This window comes from Vallicoccus soli, from assembly GCF_003594885.1.
In the GTDB taxonomy this organism is placed as follows: Bacteria; Actinomycetota; Actinomycetes; order Motilibacterales; family Motilibacteraceae; genus Vallicoccus; species Vallicoccus soli.
The window spans coordinates 353,407-374,549 of sequence record NZ_QZEZ01000002.1 but is presented as its reverse complement, the minus strand read 5'-3'; the positions used below and the strand labels follow the sequence as shown (position 1 = coordinate 374,549).

The 21,143-nt window shown below is 78.0% G+C and carries 20 protein-coding genes, 1 tRNA gene and 1 other RNA gene; 14 read left to right on the top strand and 8 right to left on the bottom strand.

Annotation, left to right across the window (positions count from 1 at the left end; all coding sequences use genetic code 11):
- The first annotated feature begins 22 nt into the window (after positions 1-22).
- Positions 23-460 carry a DUF3052 domain-containing protein gene (locus D5H78_RS06960; RefSeq protein WP_119949687.1) on the top strand — a complete coding sequence of 146 codons (438 nt, stop codon included), beginning with the start codon at positions 23-25 and terminating at the stop codon, positions 458-460.
- 62 nt (positions 461-522) lie between these two features.
- Here the strand turns inward: D5H78_RS06960 and D5H78_RS06955 are convergent, their stop codons facing one another.
- The gene (locus D5H78_RS06955) at positions 523-1,494 is read right to left on the bottom strand and encodes a maleylpyruvate isomerase N-terminal domain-containing protein (protein ID WP_218566324.1); all 972 of its coding nucleotides are present in this window, start codon (positions 1,492-1,494) and stop codon (positions 523-525) included.
- Between the two features lie 54 nt (positions 1,495-1,548).
- Here D5H78_RS06955 and D5H78_RS06950 point away from each other — a divergent pair, with 54 nt between their 5' ends.
- The 6 genes from D5H78_RS06950 to D5H78_RS06920 all read left to right on the top strand — a co-directional run bounded on the left by D5H78_RS06950 (position 1,549) and on the right by D5H78_RS06920 (position 5,864).
- Complete coding sequence (locus D5H78_RS06950) at positions 1,549-2,043, top strand: peroxiredoxin (RefSeq protein WP_218566323.1); 495 nt, start codon at positions 1,549-1,551, stop codon at positions 2,041-2,043.
- A gap of 43 nt (positions 2,044-2,086) precedes the next feature.
- Positions 2,087-2,158: transfer RNA gene (locus tag D5H78_RS06940), tRNA-Val, on the top strand.
- Between the two features lies 1 nt (position 2,159).
- On the top strand, positions 2,160-3,335 hold the full coding sequence (locus D5H78_RS06935) for a Nif3-like dinuclear metal center hexameric protein (protein WP_119949685.1): 1,176 nt from the start codon (positions 2,160-2,162) through the stop codon (positions 3,333-3,335).
- A complete protein-coding gene (locus D5H78_RS06930; RefSeq protein WP_119949934.1) occupies positions 3,332-4,075 on the top strand; it encodes a zinc ribbon domain-containing protein in 744 nt (247 codons plus the stop codon). The genes D5H78_RS06935 and D5H78_RS06930 overlap by 4 nt, the downstream gene beginning before the upstream one ends.
- A complete protein-coding gene (locus D5H78_RS06925) occupies positions 4,072-5,241 on the top strand; it encodes a bifunctional RNase H/acid phosphatase (RefSeq protein WP_119949684.1) in 1,170 nt (389 codons plus the stop codon). Before D5H78_RS06930 ends, D5H78_RS06925 begins: the two co-directional genes overlap by 4 nt.
- Positions 5,238-5,864, top strand: a complete 627-nt coding sequence (locus tag D5H78_RS06920; RefSeq protein ID WP_119949683.1) for an NUDIX hydrolase — start codon at positions 5,238-5,240, stop codon at positions 5,862-5,864. Before D5H78_RS06925 ends, D5H78_RS06920 begins: the two co-directional genes overlap by 4 nt.
- Positions 5,865-5,963: 99 nt before the next feature.
- Here the strand turns inward: D5H78_RS06920 and D5H78_RS06915 are convergent, their stop codons facing one another.
- A complete protein-coding gene (locus D5H78_RS06915) occupies positions 5,964-7,112 on the bottom strand; it encodes an SLC13 family permease (RefSeq protein WP_119949682.1) in 1,149 nt (382 codons plus the stop codon).
- Positions 7,113-7,229: 117 nt separating this feature from the next.
- Here D5H78_RS06915 and rnpB point away from each other — a divergent pair.
- Positions 7,230-7,603, top strand: an RNA gene (rnpB, locus tag D5H78_RS06910) — RNase P RNA component class A.
- A gap of 46 nt (positions 7,604-7,649) precedes the next feature.
- Here rnpB and D5H78_RS06905 read toward each other — a convergent pair.
- The 4 genes from D5H78_RS06905 to map form a co-directional block, all read right to left on the bottom strand.
- Positions 7,650-8,309 (bottom strand): hypothetical protein, encoded by a 660-nt coding sequence (locus tag D5H78_RS06905; protein ID WP_119949681.1) that lies wholly within the window; start codon positions 8,307-8,309, stop codon positions 7,650-7,652.
- Between the two features lie 94 nt (positions 8,310-8,403).
- Complete coding sequence (locus tag D5H78_RS06900; RefSeq protein WP_218566322.1) at positions 8,404-8,820, bottom strand: arsenate-mycothiol transferase ArsC; 417 nt, start codon at positions 8,818-8,820, stop codon at positions 8,404-8,406.
- Between the two features lie 21 nt (positions 8,821-8,841).
- A complete protein-coding gene (locus D5H78_RS06895) occupies positions 8,842-9,105 on the bottom strand; it encodes a hypothetical protein (protein WP_119949679.1) in 264 nt (87 codons plus the stop codon).
- Positions 9,106-9,138: 33 nt separating this feature from the next.
- Positions 9,139-9,987: a type I methionyl aminopeptidase gene (gene map / locus D5H78_RS06890; protein WP_119949678.1), complete on the bottom strand. Its 849-nt coding sequence runs from the start codon at positions 9,985-9,987 to the stop codon at positions 9,139-9,141.
- Positions 9,988-10,078: 91 nt separating this feature from the next.
- Between map and D5H78_RS06885 the strand changes: the two genes are divergently transcribed.
- Positions 10,079-10,270 (top strand): SPOR domain-containing protein, encoded by a 192-nt coding sequence (locus D5H78_RS06885; RefSeq protein WP_119949677.1) that lies wholly within the window; start codon positions 10,079-10,081, stop codon positions 10,268-10,270.
- Between the two features lie 84 nt (positions 10,271-10,354).
- Positions 10,355-11,032, top strand: a complete 678-nt coding sequence (npdG, locus tag D5H78_RS06880; protein WP_119949676.1) for an NADPH-dependent F420 reductase — start codon at positions 10,355-10,357, stop codon at positions 11,030-11,032.
- Here npdG and D5H78_RS06875 read toward each other — a convergent pair.
- On the bottom strand, positions 11,019-13,898 hold the full coding sequence (locus D5H78_RS06875) for an EAL domain-containing protein (protein ID WP_165865634.1): 2,880 nt from the start codon (positions 13,896-13,898) through the stop codon (positions 11,019-11,021). The genes npdG and D5H78_RS06875 overlap by 14 nt on opposite strands.
- Positions 13,899-14,082: 184 nt before the next feature.
- Here D5H78_RS06875 and glnA point away from each other — a divergent pair, with 184 nt between their 5' ends.
- From glnA to D5H78_RS06855, 4 genes are read left to right on the top strand one after another with little or no spacing between them, the layout of a single operon-like run.
- Entirely contained in the window at positions 14,083-15,420 is a 1,338-nt protein-coding gene (glnA, locus tag D5H78_RS06870; RefSeq protein ID WP_119949674.1) for a type I glutamate--ammonia ligase, read from the top strand.
- 30 nt (positions 15,421-15,450) lie between these two features.
- Positions 15,451-16,182: a type 1 glutamine amidotransferase gene (locus D5H78_RS06865; RefSeq protein WP_119949933.1), complete on the top strand. Its 732-nt coding sequence runs from the start codon at positions 15,451-15,453 to the stop codon at positions 16,180-16,182.
- A complete protein-coding gene (locus D5H78_RS06860; RefSeq protein ID WP_119949673.1) occupies positions 16,179-19,166 on the top strand; it encodes a bifunctional [glutamine synthetase] adenylyltransferase/[glutamine synthetase]-adenylyl-L-tyrosine phosphorylase in 2,988 nt (995 codons plus the stop codon). Before D5H78_RS06865 ends, D5H78_RS06860 begins: the two co-directional genes overlap by 4 nt.
- Entirely contained in the window at positions 19,163-19,981 is an 819-nt protein-coding gene (locus tag D5H78_RS06855) for a glycoside hydrolase family 16 protein (RefSeq protein ID WP_119949672.1), read from the top strand. The genes D5H78_RS06860 and D5H78_RS06855 overlap by 4 nt, the downstream gene beginning before the upstream one ends.
- Before the next feature lie 4 nt (positions 19,982-19,985).
- Here D5H78_RS06855 and D5H78_RS06850 read toward each other — a convergent pair whose 3' ends face one another.
- Complete coding sequence (locus D5H78_RS06850; protein WP_119949671.1) at positions 19,986-21,131, bottom strand: glycerate kinase; 1,146 nt, start codon at positions 21,129-21,131, stop codon at positions 19,986-19,988.
- Between the last annotated feature and the right edge of the window lie 12 nt (positions 21,132-21,143).

The following is a 21,143-nucleotide window of genomic DNA, read 5'->3' as shown; positions in this document are numbered from 1 at the left end:
CGTCGAGCCGGGAGGGCAGCACGTGAGCACCACCGCGAAGGACGCGGGCGGGTCGTCGGCGCTGGCCGGCCGGCTGGCGCTCAAGGCCGGGCAGGTGGTGCAGGAGCTCGGCTGGGACGAGGACTGCGACGACGACCTGCGCGCCTCGATCGAGGAGGTCACGGGCACCGAGCTCGTCGACGGCGACTACGAGGACGTCGTGGACGTCGTGCTGCTGTGGTGGCGGGAGGACGACGGCGAGCTCGTGGACGCCCTCGTCGACTCGCGCACCGACCTCGGCGACGGCGGGGTCGTCTGGCTCCTCACGCCGAAGTCGGGGCGCCCGGGCCACGTCGAGCCGAGCGACATCGGCGACGCGGCCGTGACCGCGGGGCTCAACCAGACCTCCAGCGTCAGCGCCGCCCCCGACTGGTCCGGCACGCGCCTGGCCTCGCCGAAGGCCGCCCGCAAGCAGCGCTGAGGGCCGCCGGCGGGCCGGCGGCCGTCGAGGGGCCGTCGACGGGACCCGGCGGGCGGCTGCGCTCAGCCGAGGCCCGGCAGGCGCCGTACGAGCCGCCCGACCCCGGAGAGGTAGCGCGTGGCGGTCAGCACCGCCGCGCCCCCGGGCAGGCCGGGCACGTCCTGCACGACCCCCGCGAGCTCGAGCAGCCCGGCGACGTCGTGGGTGCGCAGCTCGCGGCGCACGAGCAGCGGGGGAGCGGCGACCCGCCCCGCCGACACGTCGAGCACGACGGCGGCCTCCGCCTCGATCGCCGGCCAGCCGAGGTCGCCCGCCCGCGCGCCCCGCGCGAGCTCGACCGTCGTCCAGTCCGCGCCGCGCGCGCCGAAGGCCCAGCCCCCGGTCGGGGTCAGCACGGCGGCGGTCAGCGCGGTGCCGGCCCGGGCGCACAGCGCGCCGGTGACGTCGACGAGCGCGCCGACCCCGGCGTGCAGCAGGTCGCGCGCGGGCTCCGGGGCGCCCGCGGGGGCCAGGTCGCCGGCGTGCACCGCGAGCTCGTACGCCGCCGCCGCGACGTGCCCGAGCAGCGGCAGCGGCCCGAGCAGCGAGCGGGTCGGGACGAGCGCCAGGGCGTCGAGCTCGGGGTCCTCGAGCAGGCCGGCCGTGGCCCCGCGCCCGGCCGCGAGCGCGGCGAGGACCTCGTCGTCCGGCGCGCCCCGGTGCGCGGCGAGCAGGGCCTCGTTGTGCGCCTCCTGGTCGAACGCCGCCCCCTGCTCCACGACGGCAGGGTCCGCCGCCGCGGCGCGCGCCTCGTCGAGCAGGCGCACGAGCGTCGGGGCGTCGGGCCAGGAGCCCAGGTGCACGCAGACGTCGCGCGCGCTCCAGCCCGGCAGGCGGCTGGGCCGGTCCAGGGCCCCGTCGTCGGCGAGCGCGCGGGCCAGGGCGAGGAAGCCGTCCCAGGCCGCCAGGACGTGCCCGGCCAGGACCGGGGTCTCGTACGACGCGAGGCCGCGCTCGCCGGGGACCGGCAGGAGCGGACCGGCTGGGGTTGGCACACTGCGCATACTGCCCGACGCGGCGCCGCCGGGCTCGACGAGGAGGAGCGCACCGTGACGCAGGTGGACCAGGCAGCGCAGGCGGAGCGGGCGGCGGGCCCCGGCGTGGGCGAGACCGCCCCGGACTTCGAGCTGCCCGACCAGCACGGCGCGCCGGTGCGCCTGTCCGAGGCGCGCGGGCACCTCGTCGTGCTCGTCTTCTTCCCGCACGCCTTCACGCCGACGTGCACCGGCGAGCTGTGCACGATCCGCGACGAGGGCCCGGCGTTCGGGCGCGAGGACGTGCTCACGCTCGGCGTCTCCTGCGACCCGTCGCCGGCGCTCGGCGCCTTCGCGCGCGCCGAGGGCATCGACTACCCGCTGCTCAGCGACTTCTGGCCGCACGGCGAGGTCGCGAAGCGCTACGGCGTGTTCTTCGAGCCGCGCGGGTTCGCCACCCGGGGCACGTTCGTGCTCGACCGGGAGGGCGTCGTGCGCTGGAAGGTCGTCAACGGCCCCGGCGACCCGCGCAGCACCGAGGACTACCGCCGGGCGCTCGCCGCGCTCTGAGCGCGGCCGCCGGTCCCGCCGGGGCCGGTAGCCTGCCGCCCGCGGGCCCGTAGCTCAGCGGAAGAGCACTCGGCTTACACCCGAGGAGTCGGCGGTTCGAACCCGTCCGGGCCCACGTGAGGACCCCAGCGCTCGGCGAGGTCGTCGACGTCGTCCACGGCCTGTACGACCCCCGCCGGGCCGAGGCGTGGGACGCCGTCGGCCTGCACCTCGGCGACCCGGGGCAGCCGGTGCGCCGGGTGCTGCTCGCCGTGGACCCCGAGGACGTCGTCGTCGACGAGGCGCTGGCGTGGGGGGCCGACCTGCTGCTCACGCACCACCCGCTGTTCCTGCGCGGCGTGCACGGGTTCGCCGCGACGACGCCGAAGGGGCGGCGCGCGCACCGGCTCGTGCGCGCGGGCTGCGCCCTGCTCACCGCGCACACCAACGCCGACGTGGCCGACCCCGGCGTGTCCGACGCCCTGGCGTCCGCGCTGGGCCTGGTCGACCTGCGCCCGCTGCAGCCGCTGCCGGCGGACCCGCTCGACAAGGTCGTGGTCTTCGTGCCGCACGCCGACGCGCCCGCGCTCGTCGACGCCCTCGCCGGCGCGGGGGCCGGGGCGCTCGGGGACTACGACCGCTGCGCCTGGACCACCACCGGCACCGGCACCTTCCGCCCGCTCGACGGCGCACGTCCGGCCGTCGGGCGGGTCGGCGAGGTCGAGGTGGTGCCGGAGACCCGGGTCGAGATGGTCCTGCCCCGGCACCGGCGCGCGGGCGTCGTCGCGGCCCTGCGCCGGGCGCACCCGTACGAGGAGCCGGCCTTCGACGTGCTCGAGCTGGCCGCCGGGGACTCGCGCCGCGGGCTGGGGCGGGTCGGGCGCCTGCCCGAGCCCGAGCCGCTGGCTGCCTTCGTCCGGCGCGCAGCCGCCGCGCTGCCCGCGGCCCCGGCGGGCGTGCGGGCCGCCGGCGACCCGGACCGGCTGGTCCGCCGGGTGGCCGTCTGCGGCGGGGCGGGGGACTCCCTGCTCGGCGCGGCGGCGGCGAGCGGGGCGGACGCGTACGTCACGGCGGACCTGCGCCACCACCCGGTCGTCGAGGCGCTGGGGCCCGAGCGCCCGGCCCTGCTCGACGTGGGGCACTGGGCGAGCGAGCACCCGTGGCTGGCCGACGCGGCCCGCCGGACCGTGGACGCCCTGCGCGCCGCCGGGGCTACGGTGGAGGCCCGCGTCTCCACGGTCCCCACCGACCCCTGGAGCGTGCACGCACCGCCGGCCGGCCCGCCGGCCCACGAGACCAGGAGCCGACGCTGAAGGCTGCACCGACCGACCAGCTGCGCCTGCTCGACCTGCAGGGCATGGACACCCGGCTCGACCAGCTGGCGCACCGCCGCCGCACCCTGCCGGAGAGCGCCGAGCTCGAGCGCGTCGAGGCGCGCCTGCGCGAGCTGCGCGACCTCGTCGTCGCCGCCGAGACCGAGCGCTCGGACGTCGAGCGCGAGCGCGCCAAGGCCGAGACCGACGTCGCCCAGGTCCGCGACCGGGCCCGCCGCGACCAGCAGCGCCTCGACAGCGGGCAGGTGACCTCGGCCAAGCAGCTGTCCGACCTGCAGCACGAGATCGCGTCGCTGGCCCGGCGCCAGTCCGACCTCGAGGACGTCGAGCTCGAGGTGATGGAGCGGCTGGAGTCGGTCGAGGAGCGCCTCGCCGGGCTGGTGGCCGAGCGGGACCGCGCCGAGGCCGAGCGGGCCGAGGTGGCGGCCCGCCGCGACGCCGCCTGGTCCGGGATCGACGACGAGGCGGCGACGACCGCCGACCTGCGCGGGACGCTGGCCGGCCAGGTGGACGCGAAGCTCGTCGCGCTCTACGAGAAGGTGCGGGCGGACCAGGGCGGCACCGGTGCGGCGCCGCTGCGCCAGCGCCGCTGCATGGGCTGCATGCTCGAGCTCACCACCGTCGACATCGGGCGCATCGCCGCCGCGCCGGAGGACGAGGTGCTGCGCTGCGAGGAGTGCGACCGCATCCTCGTGCGCACCCCCGAGTCCGGGCTGTGACGGCCGGCGGGGCGCGCCGGTTCGTCGTGGAGGCCGACGGGGGGTCGCGGGGCAACCCGGGCCCGGCGGCGTACGGCGCCCTGGTGCGCGACGCGGACGGCGAGGTGCTCGCCGAGGTGGCCGAGCACATCGGGCGCGCGACGAACAACGTCGCGGAGTACCGCGGGCTCATCGCGGGCCTGGAGGCCGCGCGCGACCTCGACCCCGGCGCGCGCATCGAGGTCCGGATGGACTCCAAGCTCGTCGTGGAGCAGATGTCGGGCCGCTGGAAGGTCAAGCACCCCGACATGCAGCCGCTGGCGCTGCGGGCGCGCCGGGTGCTGCCGCCGGAGCAGGTGTCGTACACGTGGGTGCCGCGCGAGCGGAACAAGGCGGCCGACCGGCTGGCCAACGAGGCGCTCGACCTCGCGGCGAAGGGCCTGCCGTGGCAGCCCTCGGGCCGGCCGCTGCCGGCGGCCGGGCTCCCGGGCGCCGCGGTGGACGAGGCGCAGCCCGCCCCGGCCCCGGGGCCCGCGCTCGCCGCCGCCGCGGTCGAGGCGCTCGCGCCGCCGACCCGCCTCGTGCTGCTGCGGCACGGGCGCACCGGCGACACCGCCCGCCACGTGTTCTCCGGGTGGGGCGGCGCCGACCCGGCCCTGTCGGAGGACGGCGAGCGCGAGGCGGCGCTGGCCGCGCAGGCGCTGTCCGCGCCGCGCTGGGGGATCGACGCGGTCGTCGCGTCGCCGATGCGCCGCACCCGCCAGACCGCGCAGGCCGTCGCCGACGCGCTGGGCCTGCAGGTGCGCCTCGACGAGGGCTGGCGCGAGCAGTCGTTCGGCGAGTGGGAGGGCCTGACCTTCGGCGAGGTGCGCGAGCGGTCCCCCGAGGCGCTGACGACGTGGCTCTCGTCCCCGGCGGAGCGCCCGCCGGGCGGGGAGTCGCTCGACGAGGCGTCGGCCCGGGTCGCGCTGGCGCGCGACGAGCTCGTGGCGCGCCACACGGGCCGTACGGTCCTCGTCGTCGCCCACCTCACGCCGCTGCTGCAGCTCGTGCGGATGGCCCTCGACGCGCCCGCGCCGACGGTCTTCCGGCTCGCGCTGGAGCCGGCGTCGGTGTCGCGGGTCGACGTCTACACCGACGGCCTGGCGACGCTGCGCCTGCTCAACGACACCTCGCACCTCGCGTGAGCGCCCCCGCGCCCTGGCTCGGGTGGGTCCGCGAGCTGCAGTCGATGGCGCAGGCCGGGCTGACCTACAGCGACAACCCCTACGACCTCGAGCGGTACGCCCGCCTGCGCGGGCTCGCCGCGGCGATGCTCGCCGAGCTCGCCGACGCCGACCCCGAGCGGGTGCGCCTGCTCCTCGAGGCCGAGACCGGCTACCTCACCCCGAAGCTCGACGTGCGCGCCGCCGTGCACGACGCCGAGGGCCGGGTGCTGCTCGTGCGCGAGGTGCAGGACGGGCTCTGGACCCTGCCCGGCGGCTGGGCCGACGTGGGGGAGTCGCTCGCCGAGGGCGCGGTGCGCGAGGTGCGCGAGGAGAGCGGCTACGTCGTGGAGCGCGACCGCCTGCTCGGCTTCTACGAGCGCGAGCGCTGGGGCCACCCGCCCATGCCGGCGTTCACCCTCAAGGCGGTCGTCGCCTGCCGCCTCGTCGGCGGCGCCCCCGCCCACAGCACCGAGACCGACGGCGTCGGCTGGTACGCCCGCGACGCCCTGCCCCCGCTGTCGACCGGGCGCTGCTCCCCGCAGCTGCTCGCCCGGGTCTTCGCGCACCACGACGACCCGTCCCTGCCGCCCGACCTGGACTGAGGTCGCCTGTCGACCACGCGAGGCACCCGTACGGGTGCCTCGCGAGGCGTGCAGGCCTCGTGAGGCACCCGTACGCCTCGTCCGGCGCGCCTCGGGCGCTCACCAGGGCGTGGGGACGAGCAGCGCCGTCGTCGCCGCGGCGACGAGCAGCGGCGCCCCGACGAGCCCGAGGGCGGCCACGTGCCGCCACGGCACCACGAGGCCGCGGGCGGCGCAGCGCTCGCGCCACAGCAGCGTCGCGAGGCTGCCCCACAGCAGCACGAGCGGGCCGACGTCGACGCCGACGAGCAGCGCCAGCACGCGGTCGACCGACCCGCCGGCGACGGGCTCGAGCGCGGCGTACGCCGGCAGGTTGTCGACGAGGTTCGCCCCCGCCGCGGCCACGAGGGCGAGTCGGAGCAGGTCGGGGTACGCCTCGCCGGTGCCGGCCAAGCGGGACAGCGCGCTGTCGAGCCCGTGCTCGTGGCCCGCCTGCACGACGAGGAACAGCCCGACGACGAGCACCGCGAGCCGCCACGGTACGAGCGGGCGGCGCAGGGCCGCGGGGCGCCGCACGGCGACCACGGCCGTGAGCGCGAGCGCGCAGGCGGGCGCGGCGACGGCCACCTCGACCTCGGCGACGACGAGAGCGGCGAAGGACAGCACCGCGAGCGCGGCGGCGCCCAGCAGCCAGGGGTCGCCGGGCGCGGGGCGCGGGGGTACGGGGTAGCGCCCGCGCAGCCGGCGCCGGTAGCGCAGGCCCAGCACGAGCACGGTGAGGGCGACGGCCACCGCGGTCGGCAGGGCGGTGCGGGCGACGTACCCGCCGACGCCGAGGTCCGCCAGGGCGGGGGTGCCGGTGGCGAGCAGGTTCGTGAGGTTCGAGACCGGCAGCAGCAGGGACGGCGTGGCCGAGAGCCACAGCGTGGCCATCGCGAACGGCAGCGCGTCGAGCCCGAGCTGCGCGCAGAGGGCGAGCACCACGGGCGTCAGGAGCACGGCGGTGCTGTCCAGGCTCAGCAGGACGGTGCTCGCCGTGCCGGCGAGGACCACGAGGGCGAACAGGGCCGGCGTGCGGCCGCGCGCGAGGTGCGCGGCCTCCCGGGCGGCGACGTCGAAGAGCCCCGCCTCGTCCGCGAGCTCGGCGAGGACCGTGGCGCCGAGCAGGAAGAGCAGCACCGGTGCGAGCCGCCCGAGGACGTCGAGCGTCCCGTCGAGGCCCACCACGAGCGCGGCCAGGCCCCCGGCCGCCGCGGCGGCGCGGTGCACTCAGGACCTCCCGTCGGGGGACCGGTGGCGCGCGATCGGTGGCATCCGGCCGAGCCTAGGGCCGAGCGCCGCCCGCGCTCGTCGAGGGAGCCCCGGTACCCTCGTCCCTGCGGCGGACGAGCCGGCCGGGCGGTCGCGTCAGGGCCCTTCGGGGTCCTGCCGAGGAAAGTCCGGGCTCCACAGGGCAGGGTGGTGGGCAACGCCCACCCGGGGTGACCCGCGGGACAGTGCCACAGAGAGGAGACCGCCGGGGGCGCTCGCGCCGCCGGTAAGGGTGAAAGGGTGGTGCAAGAGACCACCAGCGGCCGGGGTGACCCGGTCGGCTCGGCAAACCCCACCCGGAGCAAGGCCAGACAGGGGACGTCCGAGGGCTGCCCGCCCGAGTCCCCGGGTAGGCCGCACGAGGCTGTCGGCAACGGCAGTCCGAGATGGATGGCCGCCGCCCCGCGCGAGCGGGGGCACAGAACCCGGCTTACAGGCCGACTCGTCCGCCGCCCCGGCCCGCCGTCCCCGCCCGCCGTCCCGGCCCGCCCGCGCTCACCCGCGGGCGCCCTGCCAGACCAGGTCGTACCCGCCGATCCCGAGCGACGCCCGCAGCGGCCCTCCGCCCGGAGCGGCGACCTCGTACGTCGCGAGCGCCATGTCCCGGTGGCCCACCTCGCCCGGCAGCGGCCCCACGACCCGCACCGCGAGGGGCCGGCCGTCGGCGTCGACGCGCAGCCCTCCGGGCGCGGTGGCGACGGCCCGGCCGCTCAGGTTGACCACGGTCACGTCGAGGCGCTGCGCCGTGCCCCCGGCGGGCTCCGGCGCGCTGACGATCGTGAGCACGCCGGCGGCGTCCGCGTAGCCCTCGTCCCAGGCGGCGGCACCGGTGCCGACGGCCGGGTCGCGGACCGCGTCCCAGGCCCCGGGGCAGCCGGGGCCGCGCACGCGGACGTACCCGATGACGTCGTGGCGGCAGCCGCGAGGGTCGTCGCCGACGGCCGCGAGGAAGCTGCAGCCGGCGCGCAGCGCGGCCGCCAGCGTGCGCAGGCCGCGGCACGAGGGAGTGCTCTCGGCCGGCGTGGGGGTCCGTGCCGAGGCGGCGGCGGTCGCCGCGCCGGCGCCCGTACCACCTGCGCCGCTCCCGTCGCCCGCGGAGCAGCCCGCGAGCAGCAGCGCCGACGCGCACAGCGCCGCGAGCGTCCCCCTGAGCACCCGGACCCCCTCCGCCTGACCCGTCCCCCGGAGCCTAGGGCCCAGCCCCGACAGCCCCGTCCGCCCGGCGGGACCGGCGCCGAGGTCCACCCGTTCAGCCCAGCGCGCCGAGCTCCCGGGCGAGGGCCCGCACCCGCCGGTCGATGTCGTCGCGCACGAGGCGCATGCGCTCCATCCCCTCGATGCCGCGCTCGGACGGCTCGTCGGTCACCCAGGTCTCGACGCGGGTCCCGGGGACCGGCTCGACGCGCGCCTCGCGCCCGAGGACGACGACCACGTCGGCGGCCTCGACGAGCTCCGGGGTGACCGGGCGGGGGACGCCGCCGGCGAGGTCCACGCCGACCTCGGCCAGCGCCTGCACGGACAGCGCGTTGAGGGAGGTGCCGGGAGCCGTGCCCGCCGAGGAGACGTCCACCGCGGCACCCGCGGCGCGGCGCATGAGCCCCTCCGCCATCGGCGACTTGCCGGCGTTGCGGGCGCAGACGAACAGGACGGTCGGGCGTCGTTCCACGGGTCCCATCCTGCCCGGGGCTCAGCCCGCCGCGCGCGGCGCCCGGGCGCGCCGCCACCACGGCGACCGCCAGGCGCCGTCCGGCAGCTCGCGCCGGGCGCCGCAGGCGGCGCAGCGCGCCCGGCGCGGCAGGTCGTCGTACGCGTGCTCGTAGTCCCAGCGCACGTCGTGGCCCGCGTCCTGCCCGGGTCCGGCGCAGGCGCCGGCGGGGCGCAGCAGGGGCCGGCGGGCCGGGCGCAGCAGGGGCCGGCGGGCCGGGCGCAGCAGGGCGAGGGGGAGTGCCATGCCCAATCCCTATCACATCACTAGGGAATAGCGCTACGGGAGGGTGAGGACCTCGGAGCCGGTGTCGGTGACGACGAGGGTGTGCTCGAACTGCGCGGTGCGCCGGCGGTCCTTCGTCAGCACGGTCCAGCCGTCGTCCCACATGTCCCAGCGGTACGTCCCGAGCGTCAGCATCGGCTCGATCGTGAAGGTCATGCCGGGCTCCATGACCGTGGTCGCGGCCGGGTCGTCGTAGTGCGGGACGACGAGGCCCGAGTGGAACGACGTCCCGATGCCGTGCCCCGTGAAGTCGCGCACCACGCCGTACCCGAAGCGCTTGGCGTAGGCCTCGATGACCCGCCCGACGACGTTGAGCTGCCGGCCGGGGCGCACCGCGCGGATGCCGCGCCAGGTGGCCTCGAGGGTGCGCTCGACGAGCAGCCGCGACTCCTCATCGACCTCCCCGACGAGGAAGGTCGCGTTGGTGTCGCCGTGGACGCCGTCGAGGTACGCCGTGATGTCCACGTTGACGATGTCGCCGTCGGACAGCACCGTCGTGTCGGGGATGCCGTGGCAGATGACCTCGTTCACCGAGGTGCACAGCGACTTCGGGAAGCCCCGGTAGCCGAGGGTCGACGGGTACGCCCCCCGCTCCACGAGGTACGCGTGCCCCACCGCGTCGAGCTCGTCGGTGGTCACGCCGGGCGCCACGTGCCGCCCGACCTCCTGCAGCGCCTGCGCGGCGAGCCGCCCCGCCTGGCGCATCCGCTCGACCGTGCCGGGGTCCTGGACCTCCGGCCCCTCGTACGGCGTCGGGGCGGGCCGGCCGACGTACTCCGGGCGCGGGATCTGCGGGGGCACGGGGCGCACGGGCGAGACGGTGCCGGGGACGAGCACGGGCATGGCGCCCAGTCTAGGTCGCGCCCGGCGGGGGGAGGATGCGCGACGGGCAGGGGCAGCAGCGCACCGCAGCGAGACGTGGAGGGCGACGCAGATGGCGCAGGGACCGTTCTTCTTCAACGTGCGCACCGGGCAGGTCGAGGGCCCCGAGGGGGCGCGGGCGCAGGACCGCATGGGTCCGTACGCGACCCGCGAGGAGGCCGAGCGCGCCCTCGAGTCCGCCCGCGAGCGGACCGAGCGCTGGGACCGGGAGGACCGGCGCTGGGAGGAGGGCGACGACGACTGAGGCGCCCGGCAAGCGTTTGCGGACGAGCGCGTCCGGCCGGTCCCGCCGTGGTCGGGGACGGCCGCCGGTGGCAGGATCGCCACCGTGGCGCAGGGCGACGACAGCGGGCAGGACCCGCGGGGGCTCCTCGTGGGCGTCCTCGGGGGGACGGGTGCGCAGGGCCGCGGCCTGGCGCGGCGGCTCGCGCTGGCGGGCGTACGGGTGGTCCTCGGCTCCCGCGACCCCGCCCGCGCGCGGGCGGCGGCCGAGGGGCTGGGGGTCCCGGGGGTCGTCGGTGACGGCAACGACGGGTGCGCCCAGCGTGCCGACCTCGTGGTCGTCGCCGTGCCGTGGGAGGGGCACGCGGAGGTGCTGTCGGCCCTGGCGCCGCAGCTGCAGGGCAAGATCGTCGTGGACTGCGTCAACCCGATCGCGTTCGACGCGCGGGGGGCGTACGCGCTCGAGGTCGCCGAGGGCAGCGCGTGCCAGCAGGCCGCGGCGCTGCTGCCCCGCAGCACCGTCGTCGGGGCGTTCCACCACCTGTCCGCCGTGCTGCTGCTCGACCCCGCGGTGGACGAGATCGACTCCGACGTGCTCGTCGTCGGGGACGACCGGGTGGCCACCGACCTCGTGCAAGCGCTTGCCGGCCTGCTGCCGGGCGTGCGCGGCGTCTACGCCGGGCGGCTGCGCAGCGCCGGGCAGGTCGAGGCCCTGACCGCCAACCTCGTGTCGGTGAACCGCCGCTACCGCACGCACGCCGGGGTGCGCGTCACGCGTCCCTGACGGCCCCGGGCCGTCGACCCGCGAGCGGCACGCCCGAGCGCAGGACCGGCTCGCACTCGCGCACCGGCAGCGGCCGCGCCAGCAGGTAGCCCTGCAGGTGCGGGCACCCCATCGACGTGAGCAGCTCGGCCTGCTCCAGCGTCTCGACGCCCTCGGCCACCGTGCGCAGCCCGAGCGCGTCGCCCATCGCCACGATGCTGCGGGCCAGCGCGACGGCTGCCTCGTCGTCCGCCCGCAGCGGCGCCACGAAGGAGCGGTCGACCTTGAGCACGTCCACGGGCAGCCGGCGCAGGTAGCCCAGCGCCGAGTAGCCCGACCCGAAGTCGTCGACCGCCACCGCGACGCCCAGGCCGCGCACCGCCGCGATGCGCTCGAGCACGAGCCCCGTCTCCTCGACGAGCCCCGACTCGGTGATCTCGACGACGAGCGCCGCCGCCGGCAGGCCGGCCGCCCCCAGGGCCCGGGCGACGTCGTCGACGATCCGCGGGTCGTGCAGCTGGCGCACGGAGAGGTTGACGCTCACCCGCAGGTCGGCGAGGGCGGGCGAGGCGCGCCGGAGCCGCGCCAGGTCGCGGCAGGCGGTGGCCAGCACCCAGCGGCCGATGTCGACGATCGCGCCGGTCTCCTCCGCCACGGGCACGAACGCGCAGGGCGGGACCAGCCCGCGACCGGGACGGCGCCAGCGCAGCAGCGCCTCGACCGCGTACCAGCGGCCCGCCGCCGCGTCGGCGATCGGCTGGTAGTGCAGCTCCAGCTCGCCCCGGTGCACCACCCCCGTGAGCGTCGCCGACAGGTCGAGCCGCTCGCTCGCCGAGTCGCGCATCGTCGCCTCGAAGCGGGCGACCCGCCCCTTGCCCGCCCGCTTGGCGGCGTACATCGTCACGTCGGCGTTGCGCACGAGGTCGTCGGCGGCGCGCACGTCCTCGTCGGCCGTCGCGACGCCCACGCTGGCCCGGAGCGCGAGCGTGAGGCCCGCGACGACGCACGGGTCCTGCAGGGCGGCCAGGACCCGCCCGGCGAGCGCGAGCGCCGTCGCCTCGTCGTGCACGTCCTCGAGGAGCACCGCGAACTCGTCGCCGCCGAGGCGCGCCACCGTGTCGCCGGAGCGGGCGCAGGCGACGAGGCGCCGCGCCACCTCCACGATGACCTGGTCGCCGGCCGCGTGCCCCAGGCTGTCGTTGACGTCCTTGAAGCCGTCGAGGTCGAGCAGCAGGACGGTCGGGCCGGCCGCGCCGCGCCGCAGCAGCGCCTGCTCGAGGCGGTCGGCGAAGAGCAGGCGGTTGGGCAGCCGGGTCAGCGGGTCGTGGAAGGCCTGGTGCGCCAGGCGCTCCTGCAGGGCGTGGCGGTCGGAGATGTCGCGGGTGTTCCACACGACGCCGCCCACGGACGGGTCGGCGGTGAGGTCGCGGCAGGTGCTCTCCAGGACCCGTACGGCACCGTCGTCGCGCACCACGCGCCACTCCACGGTCCGGTCCCCCTGCGCCGCGCGGGGGAGCGCGGCGAGCGCGGCCCGCACCCGGGGGCGGTCGGCGTCGACGACGTGGCCGAGCACGTCGCTGCCCAGCCAGGCGCCGGCGTCCGCGCCGAGCAGCGGGCCGACGGCGGGGCTGACGTACGTCACGACGCCCTCGCGCGTCGTCACGAGCGTGAGGTCCGTCGAGGACTGGACGAGCGTGCGGAACCGGGCGCCCTGGCGCTGGAGCTCGGCGAGCAGCAGGGCGATGCGCCGCCGGGTGCGGGCGACGCCGCGGGAGAGGTCGGCCAGCTCGTCGCGCCCCCGCAGCACCGGCCGGGGCCCCGGGGCGTCGACGGCCACCGCCTCCAGGTCGGCGAGCACGCGGGCGAGGTCCTGGGACGTCGCGCGGAACATCGACAGGAACAGGTACGCCGCCGCGGCGAGCGCGAGGAGGGTGCCGCCGAGCTGCAGGGCCAGCGTCCGGTCGAGCGCGGCCGCCCGGTCCGCCAGCCGGCGGTCGAGCTCGGCGAGCCCCGCCATGGTCAGCGCGTCGGCCTCGTCGACGACGCCGTCCACGCCGAGGTCCTGGCGGGCCGACACCACGGCGTCCAGCGGGTCCACCGTGTGCAGCACGCCCTGGGCCCGCTGGTGCAGCCCGTCGAGGGCGGCGTAGAGGCCGTCGGCGCTGCCCACCGGCAGCGCGGCCGGGCCCAGCGAGGTCCGCAGCGCGGCGGTGCGCTCGGCGAGCCGGTCGGCCGCGTCCTCGAGGCCGCGGCGGTCGAGCCGCGGCCCGTCCTCAGCGCCGGGGCGGTCGTCCAGCGCGCTGTCCTGCAGGTCGCGGGCCGCCTCGAGGGCGGAGGGCAGGTCGTCGAGGAGCATGCCCTCCACGAGCAGGTGCGTCGGCAGGTCGCCGAGCAGGCTCAGCCCGCTGCGGTCGGCCACGCGGGCGGCGTGCGCGTCCAGCGCGTCGAGCGCCTCGTCGTACGCCTCCCGCCGCTGCGGCGCGCCCCGGTCCTGGCCGGGCTCGGCCCGCAGCACGGCGGAGCGGACGGCGGGCCAGCCGCTGCCGCCGCCGTACCGCGCCTCGACGGCGTCGACCTCGCGCAGCAGCAGCCGCGAGGGGCGCGGCGCAGCGCCCGCCACGGTGAGGTCCGAGCGGGCCTGCTCGGTGGCCAGCCGCAGCTCCACGACCGGCCCGAGGTGGGCGAGCCCCTCCCGGGCCCGGGCCGCGGCCGCGCGCTCCTCGCGCACCGACAGGGCCTGCACCGCGAGGGTCGCGACGAGCGGCACGAGGATCGCGACCGCGATGACCGCGAACTTGCCCGAGACCGGCAGGCGCCGCATGAGGCGCTGCCCCGGGCGCAGCAGGCGGCGCGCGAGGCGGGCGGTGCGGCCCCTGGCAGCGCCCACCGCCGGCCCCCTCCCCGGCGCACCGCGCCGCGCCCCCGTCCACCGCCGGCCCGGCTGGCTGCTCAGCCGGACGGGGCCACCGTCCCACGTCGCGGCCCCGCGCGGGGCCCGGGGCACCGGATCGGGCAGGTCCCCCCGGCGGGGCGCTTGCCCCCGCCCCCCGGGGCCGTAGGAGGATCGCCCCATGGGCAAGCAGGAAGACTTCGTCCTCCGGACGCTCGAGGAGCGCGACATCCGCTTCGTGCGGCTGTGGTTCACCGACGTCCTCGGGTTCCTCAAGTCGGTGGCCGTCGCGCCGGCCGAGCTGGAGGGCGCCTTCTCGGAGGGGATCGGCTTCGACGGCTCCGCCATCGAGGGCTTCGCCCGGGTGTCCGAGAGCGACATGATCGCCAAGCCGGACCCCTCGACCTTCCAGGTGCTGCCCTGGCGCGGGGAGAACCCGGGCACCGCCCGCATGTTCTGCGACATCCTCATGCCGGACGGCAGCCCGTCGTACGCCGACCCGCGCTTCGTGCTCAAGCGCGCCCTCTCGCGCGCGGCGGACCTCGGGCTGAGCTTCTACACGCACCCCGAGATCGAGTTCTTCCTCTTCGAGAAGGAGCCCGCGGGCGGCGGCGTGCCGGTGCCGATCGACGCGGGCGGCTACTTCGACCACACCCCGCACGGGGTGGGCCACGACTTCCGCCGCCAGGCGATCACGATGCTCGAGTCGATGGGCATCTCGGTGGAGTTCAGCCACCACGAGGGGGCTCCGGGCCAGCAGGAGATCGACCTGCGCTACGCGGACGCCCTCACCACGGCGGACAACATCATGACCTTCCGCCTGGTCATGAAGGAGGTGGCGCTCGAGCAGGGCGTCTTCGCCTCCTTCATGCCCAAGCCGCTGGCGGCCTGGCCGGGCTCGGGCATGCACACCCACCTCTCGCTCTTCGAGGGCGACCGCAACGCCTTCCACGAGGCGGGGGCCGAGTACCACCTGTCCAAGACCGGTCGGGCCTTCATCGCCGGCCTGCTGCACCACGCGGCCGAGATCACCGCCGTGACGAACCAGTGGGTGAACTCGTACAAGCGCCTGGCAGGGGGCGGCGAGGCGCCGGCGTACATCTGCTGGGGGCACAACAACCGCAGCGCCCTCGTGCGGGTGCCGATGTACAAGCCGCTCAAGGGCCAGTCGACCCGCATCGAGATCCGCTCGCCCGACACCGCCTGCAACCCCTACCTGGCGTACGCCGTCGTGCTCGCCGCCGGGCTGCGCGGCGTCGAGCAGGGGTACGAGCTCCCGGAGGGCGCCGAGGACGACGTCTGGTCGCTGACCGACGCCGAGCGCCGCGCCATGGGCATCGAGCCGCTGCCGGGCAGCCTCGCCGACGCCATCGCCGTCATGGAGTCGAGCGAGCTCGTCGCCGAGACGCTCGGCGAGCACGTGTTCGACTTCTTCCTGCGCAACAAGCGCAGCGAGTGGGAGGAGTACCGCCGGCAGGTCACGCCCTTCGAGCTGGGGCGCTACCTGCCCGTGCTCTGAGCGGGCGCGACGGTGGGTACGGTGCGCGACGTGCCCGCGGAGAGCCCCCTGCGCCTGCTCGTCGTCGAACCGGACGGCGGCTGCCCGCTGGACCGGCTCGGGGGGCAGCTGCGGGAGGCGCTGCCCGGCGCCCTCGTCACCACGTGCCGCCCCTGGGCGGGTGACGCCGTGCCGCCGCGGCCCGCGGCGGACGGGCTCGTCGTGCTCGGCGGGCAGATGGGCGCCCACGACGACGACCTGCACCCCTGGCTCGCCGACGTCCGGTCCCTGCTCGCCGCCGCCGTCGAGGACGCGGCGCCGACGCTGGGGATCTGCCTCGGCGCGCAGCTGCTCGCCGCGGCCGCCGGCGGCACCGTGGAGCGCGGCGCGCACGGGCGCGAGGCGGGCGTCGTCGACGTGGCCTGGCGGCCCGAGGCCGCGGACGACCCGCTGCTCGGCGGGCTGGCCGGGTCGTGGCCAGGGCCGAGCATGCACCAGGACGCCGTCACCGCCCTGCCGCCCGGCGCCGCCTGGCTCGGGGCCGGCGACCTCTACCCGCACCAGGCCTTCCGCGTCGGACCCGCGGCCTGGGGCGTGCAGTTCCACCCCGAGGTGACGGTGCCCGTCTTCGGGGCCTGGGCGCGGCTCGACCTGCCCGACCCGGACCGGGCCGCCGCGGTGACCGCGGAGCTCGCCGACCGCGACGCCGAGGTGGCGGCCGCCGGCGCCGAGCTGGCGCGGCGCTTCGCCCGGCTGGTGCGGCGGCGCGCGGTGCCCGCGTGAGCCCCGCCGGCCGCGCCGCCACCGACACCGGGCGCCTGGCCCGGCTCGGCTTCGCCGACCCGTCCCGGGCGGGCGCGCTGCTGGAGGACCCGGCGCTGGACGGGCTCGGGCGCGAGCCCGCCGTCCTGGAGGGGCTCGCGGCCACCGCCGACCCCGACACCGCGCTCCTCGGGCTGGTCCGGGTGCTGGAGGGCCTGGACGGGCCCGGGCCGCTGCGCGCCGCCCTGCGCGACGACCAGCCCCTGCGCGACCGGCTGCTCGCGGTGCTGGGTGCGAGCACGGCGCTCGGCGACCACCTCGCCCGGCGCGGCGGCGACTGGCGGCTGCTGTCCGGCCCGCTCGACCTGCCCGCGCGGCCGTCGGCCGTACGGGCCGCGCTGCTCACCGCCGTCGGGGCGGACCCCGCCGCCGCGGAGCCGGTCGCCACCGCGGCGGACGCGGCGGACGCGCTGCGGGTGGCGTACCGGCGGGAGGTCCTGCGCCTGGCGGCCGGGGACCTCACCGGGGCGCTCGACCTCGTCGAGGTCGCCGCCTCGCTGGCCGACCTGGCGGGCGCGACGCTCGACGCGGCGCTGGCCGTGGCGCGGGCGGACCTGCCCGAGGACGCCGTGCCCTGCCGGCTCGGCGTGGTCGGCATGGGCAAGTGCGGGGGGCACGAGCTCAACTACGTCAGCGACGTGGACGTCGTCTTCGTCGCGGAGCCGGCCGGCGGCGCCGACGAGCAGGCCGCGCTGCGCACGGCGACCCGGCTGGCGACGGGGCTCATCCGCGTCTGCGGCGCCACCACCGCCGAGGGCACGATCTGGCCGGTCGACGCGGCCCTGCGCCCCGAGGGCAAGAACGGCCCGCTGGTGCGGACGCTCGCCAGCCACCGCGCCTACTACGAGCGGTGGGCGAGGACGTGGGAGTTCCAGGCGCTGCTCAAGGCCCGACCGGTCGCGGGGGACCTGGCGCTGGCGGGGGAGTGGGTCGAGGCCGTCTCCCCGCTCGTGTGGGAGGCGCAGGACCGGCCCGACTTCGTCAGCGAGGTCCAGGCGATGCGGCGGCGGGTCGAGGGCACGCTGCCGGTGGCGCAGGCCGAGCGGGAGCTCAAGCTCGGGCCGGGCGGGCTGCGCGACGTCGAGTTCGCCGTGCAGCTGCTGCAGATGGTGCACGGGCGCTCCGACGACCGGCTGCGCAGCGGGAACACGCTGTCCGCGCTGGAGGAGCTGTCGACGTGGGGCTACGTGGCCCGCGACGACGCGGCGCGGCTCGACCGGGCGTACCGCTTCCTGCGGACCCTGGAGCACCGCCTGCAGCTGCAGCGGCTGCGCCGCACGCACCTCATGCCGCAGGACGACGCCGAGCTGCGCCGGCTCGGGCGCAGCGTGGGTCTGCGCAGCGACCCCGTCACGACCCTGCGCGCGGAGTGGCGCCGCCAGGCCCGCGAGGTGCGGCGGCTGCACGAGAAGCTCTTCTACAGCCCCCTGCTGCAGGCGACCTCGCGGCTGGCGCCGGACGAGGCGCGGCTCACGCCGGAGGCGGCGCGGGCCCGGCTGCAGGCGCTGGGCTACGAGGACCCGGCGGGCGCGCTGCGGCACATCGAGGCCCTCACGGCGGGGGTGAGCCGGCGCGCCGCCATCCAGCGCACCCTGCTGCCGGTCCTGCTCGGGTGGTTCGGCGACTCGCACGACGCCGATGCGGGCCTGCTCGCCTTCCGGCAGGTGTCGGACGCGCTGGGCACCACGCCGTGGTACCTCCGCCTGCTGCGCGACGAGGGCGAGACGGCCGAGCGGATGGCCCGCGTGCTCTCCGCGGGTCGCTACCCGGTGGACCTGCTGCTGCGTGCTCCCGAGGCCGTGCGCATCCTCGCCGACGACGCCGCGCTGGTGCCGCGCCCGGCGGCCGCCCTCGTGGACGAGGTCGTCGCGTCGGTGCGCCGGCACGACGACCCGACCGTGGCGGCCGGCGCCGCCCGGGCCGTGCGGCGCCGCGAGCTGCTGCGCACCGCGACGGCGGACCTGCTCGACCGGCTCGACGTGGACGGCGTCGGGCACGCGCTCTCGGACATCGCGGCCGCGACCGTCGCGGGCGGGCTCGAGGCGGCCGTCCGGGCCATCGAGGCGGAGCGCCGCGACCCGCTGCCGACCCGCGTGGCGGTCATCGCGATGGGGCGGCTCGGCGGGCGCGAGCTCGGCTACGGCAGCGACGCGGACGTCCTCTTCGTGCACGAGCCCCTCGACGGCGCCGACGAGCGCGAGGCGGGGCGCGCGGCCCTCGCGGTGGTGCAGGAGCTGCGGCGGCTGCTCGCCCTGCCAGCGCCGGACCCGCCCCTCGTCGTCGACCCGGACCTGCGGCCGGAGGGGCGCAACGGCCCGCTCGTGCGCTCGCTGGGCTCCTACGCGGCCTACTACGCGCGGTGGTCGCTGGTGTGGGAGGCCCAGGCGCTGCTGCGCGCCGCGCCGGTCGCGGGCGACCCCGACCTCGGCCGGCGCTTCGTCGAGCTCGTGGAGCCGGTGCGGTGGCCCGCGTCCGGCCTGAGCGACCACGACGCCCGCGAGGTCCGTCGCATCAAGGCCCGCGTCGAGGCCGAGCGGCTGCCGCGCGGCGCGGACCCGGGGCTCAACCTCAAGCTGGGCCGCGGGGGCCTCGCGGACGTCGAGTGGACCGTGCAGCTGCTGCAGCTGCAGCACGCCCACGCGGTCCCCGGGCTGCGCACCACGAGCACCGTCGAGGCCCTGCACGCGGCGGTCGGCGCCGACCTGGTGGCCCGCGAGGACGCCGAGGTGCTGCTGGAGGCCTGGCGGCTCGCGTCGGCGCTGCGCAACGGCGTCATGCTCGTGCGCGGGCGGGCCGGCGACCAGCTGCCGACCGACCTGCGCGAGCTCGCCGGCGTCGCCGCCGCCGCGGGGCACCCGGCCTCGCCCACGGGGGCGCTGGTCGACGAGTGGCGGCGGACGACGCGGCGGGCGCGGGCCGTGGTGGAGCGGGTGTTCTACGGGTGACGGGTGCGGGAGCGGGTTGGAGAGCGCAGGAGCGGCTGGACCGCTCCGGGTACCAGCTCGTCCTCGACGAGGCGTTCGCCGGCCCGGACCTGGACCGGGGGCGCTGGGTCGACCACTACCTGCCGCACTGGACGACCCCGGAGCGCTCGGCCGCGCGCTACGCCCTCGGGCCGGACGGGCTGCGGCTGCGCGTCGACGCGGACCAGCCGGCGTGGCTGCCCGAGGACGGTGGACTGCGCGTCTCCAACTTGCAGACCGGGTCGTTCTCCGGCCCCGCCGGCTCCTCCACCGGGCAGATGGCCCACCGCCCCGGGCTCGTCGTGCGCACGCCGCAGCCCACCCGGCGGCTCTGGACGCCGACCGCCGGGCTCGTGGAGGCGGTCCTGCGCGCGAGCCCCGACCCCACCTGCATGCTCGCCGTGTGGCTCGTCGGGCTCGCCGAGGGCGGGCCGGCGACGACCGGCGAGGTCTGCGTGGTCGAGCTCTTCGGCGACGCGCTCGGACGGACCCGGTCCACGGCGCGGGTCGGGGTGAAGGCGCACCAGGACCCGCTCCTGCGCGAGGACGTCGTCGACGTCCGCCTGCCGATCGACGCGACCGAGGAGCACAGCTACGCGGCGGCGTGGGACGAGCGCTCCACCCGCTTCTACGTCGACGACCGCCTCGTCCACGAGAGCCGACAGGGCACGGCGTACCCGCTGCAGCTCATGGTGGACCTCTTCGAGTTCCCGGTGGACGAGCGCCGCGACCCCGCGCGCTACCCCAAGGAGGCGTGGGTGCGCAGGGTCCGGGGGTACGAGCCGGCTCCCCGCTGACGGGTCAGGGGGTGCGCTCGCGCCACCAGCGGCCGAGCGCCTCGCCCTGCTGCTCCAGGAGCGTGGGACCGTCGGCCGAGGCGCGCCCGGCCGAGCCCGCGGCGTCGACGAGGCTGAGCGCGCGCTCGATGCCGGCCGCGCGCAGGGCCGCCTCGTCGAGGGCGACGCGGCCGGCGACGGCGGCGACGACGGCGCCGGCCGAGCGCGCGCGGGCGGCGACGGCCAGCGGGGCCTTGCCGCGCAGGCTCTGCGCGTCGAGCGACCCCTCGCCCACGACGACGAGGTGGGCGCCGCGCACCGCCTCGTCGAGGCCGAGCAGGTCCATGACGAGCTCGGCGCCCGACGCGCTGCGCGCGCCGAGCAGCGCCGCCGCAGCGAAGGCCAGCCCGCCGGCGGCGCCCGCGCCGGGCCGGTCCACGAGGTCCGGGGCCAGGGCGGTGGACCAGGCGCGCAGGCCCTCCTCGAGGCGGCGCACCTCGTCGGGCCCCGCGCCCTTCTGCGGTGCGAAGACGGCCGCCGCCCCGTGCTCGCCGAGCAGCGGGTTGTCCACGTCGCACGCCACGGTGACGGTGAGCCCGGCCAGCCGGGGGTGCAGGCCCGCGCGGTCCACCGCGGCCACCCGGTGCAAGGCGCCTCCGCCCTCCTCGCGGACCTCGTGCCCGTCGGCGTCGAGCAGCCGGGCGCCGAGCGCGCGCGCCAGGCCCGCCCCGCCGTCCGTGGTGGAGGTGCCGCCGAGGCCCAGCACCAGCGCGGTGCAGCCGGCGTCGAGCGCGGCGAGGACGAGCTCGCCGACCCCCCGGGTCGTCGCGGCGAGCGCGGTCGCGGGGCCGGGGTCGAGGAGTGCCAGGCCGGCCGCCTGGGCGCTCTCCACGTACGCCGTCGCACCGCCGGCCCCGTCCCCGGTGCGCGCCCAGCGCGCCCGTACGGGACGGCCCAGGGGCCCGCTGACCTCGGCGTCCTGCAGCGCGGCGCCGCCGGCGGCCAGCGCCTCCAGGGTGCCCTCGCCGCCGTCGGCGACGGGCAGCGCGACGACCTCGGCGCCCGGCAGGGCCCGCAGCAGCCCGCGCCGCACCCGCTCGGCCACCTCCCGCGCGGGGACGGTCCCCTTGAAGGAGTCCGGGGCGACGACGATCCGCGGCGGTGTGCTCACGGCCCGCAGGGT